This is a genomic window from Dietzia sp. B19, from assembly GCF_014145155.1.
GTDB lineage: Bacteria > Actinomycetota > Actinomycetes > Mycobacteriales > Mycobacteriaceae > Dietzia > Dietzia natronolimnaea.
The window spans coordinates 1-1537 of record NZ_JAALED010000549.1; the positions used below are offsets into that span (position 1 = coordinate 1).

2 protein-coding genes are annotated in these 1537 nt (G+C 70.3%); both read left to right on the forward strand.

The features are described from left to right. Positions 1–829, forward strand: an 829-nt coding sequence (locus G6020_RS15065) for an SDR family NAD(P)-dependent oxidoreductase (RefSeq protein WP_182611179.1), incomplete at its 5' end; no start/stop codon positions are given. Positions 830–909: 80 nt separating this feature from the next. Then, positions 910–1537: alpha/beta-hydrolase N-terminal domain-containing protein (locus G6020_RS15070; protein WP_277815294.1), on the forward strand; the 628-nt coding region annotated here is incomplete at its 3' end.

Consider the following 1537-nt stretch of genomic DNA (forward strand, 5'->3'; position numbering starts at 1 on the left):
CAAGGTCGTCGTCAACGACCTCGGCGGCGACGTCCACGGCGAGGGTGGCACCACCTCCCCGGCCCAGCGCGTCGTCGACGAGATCGTCGCCACCGGCGGCGAGGCCATGGTCGACGGCAACGACATCACCGACGAGGCCGCGGTCGACGCGCTGGTCTCCTCGGTCATCGACAAGTGGGGGCGCATCGACATCCTCATGAACAACGCCGGCATCCTGCGCGACAAGTCGTTCGCCAAGATGGACAACGACGACTTCCGCAAGGTCCTCGAGGTCCACCTCATGGGCTCGGTCAACTGCACCAAGGCCGTCTGGCCCCACATGGCCGAGGCCGGATACGGCCGCATCCTCATGACCACCTCGTCCTCGGGTATCTACGGCAACTTCGGCCAGAGCAACTACGCCGCCGCCAAGTCCGGCCTGGTCGGCCTGATGAACGTGCTCGCCATCGAGGGCGCCAAGAAGAACATCAAGGTCAACTCCATCGCCCCCACGGCCGCCACCCGCATGACCGAGGACCTGCTCCCACAGCGGGTCCTGGACATCATGGGCCCGGAGACCATCGCGCCCGGCGCCCTGTTCATGGTCAGCGAGGACGCGCCCACCAAGACCATCCTCGGTGCCGGCGCCGGCGTGTTCGCCGTTTCCCAGATGGTCGAGAGCCGCGGGGTCTACCTCCCGGACAACGCCCGCACCCCCGAGGTCGTGGCCGAGCGGTGGAACGAGATCGCCGACGTCACCGACGCGAACCCCCTGGAGTCGGCGTTCGAGCAGACCTCCAAGTACGCCGCGCTCGCGGCGCGCGAACTGGGGCTCCACCTCGAGAGCTGAGCCGCGGGGCGCGTGCGCGGGGATAGACTCCGCTCACGCGCCTGGCGCTCCGCCACGGTCTTCTCACCCCTGGACCGGTCTTGACCACGACACCGTCGACGGAGACGATCCGCGGCTTCACCCGTTCCCTGCACCCGGTCGGACTGGCCGTCGCGCTGCTGTTCTTCGTGTGGTCCATGACGCCCTCCCTGTTGCCGCGGGTGTGGCCCCTGCAGGCCGTGGCGACCGGGATCAGCCTCGCGACCGGGTACGGTCTGGGCTGCCTGATCGCATGGGCGGTCCGCTCCTGCGGGGTCTCCCCGGACCATTCCGCCCGCCTGCGCAGGATCGGGTGGTGGTCCCTGGCCGTCACGGCCGCGGTGACCGTCCCGACGTTCCTGGTCCTGGGGTCCTGGTGGCAGCAGATCACCCGGGACCTGGCCGGCGTCGAGCGCATCGACCGCGCCAACTACCTGCTCGTCCTGGTGCTGTCACTACTGGTCGCGACGGTCATCCTCGCGGCGGCCAGGGGGATCCGGCGTGGCACGGCGGCGCTGACCCGGATCGCCGCACCTCACGTCCCGGCCCCACTCGCCCGCGTCGTGGCGCTGGGTCTCGTGGTCCTCATCGCCGTGCTGTCGATCAACGGGCTCGTCCACCGCGGGGTGATCGGCCTGGCCGACAGGACGGCCTCCGCCGCGGACCACGGCACCGCCGAGGGCGTGCGGC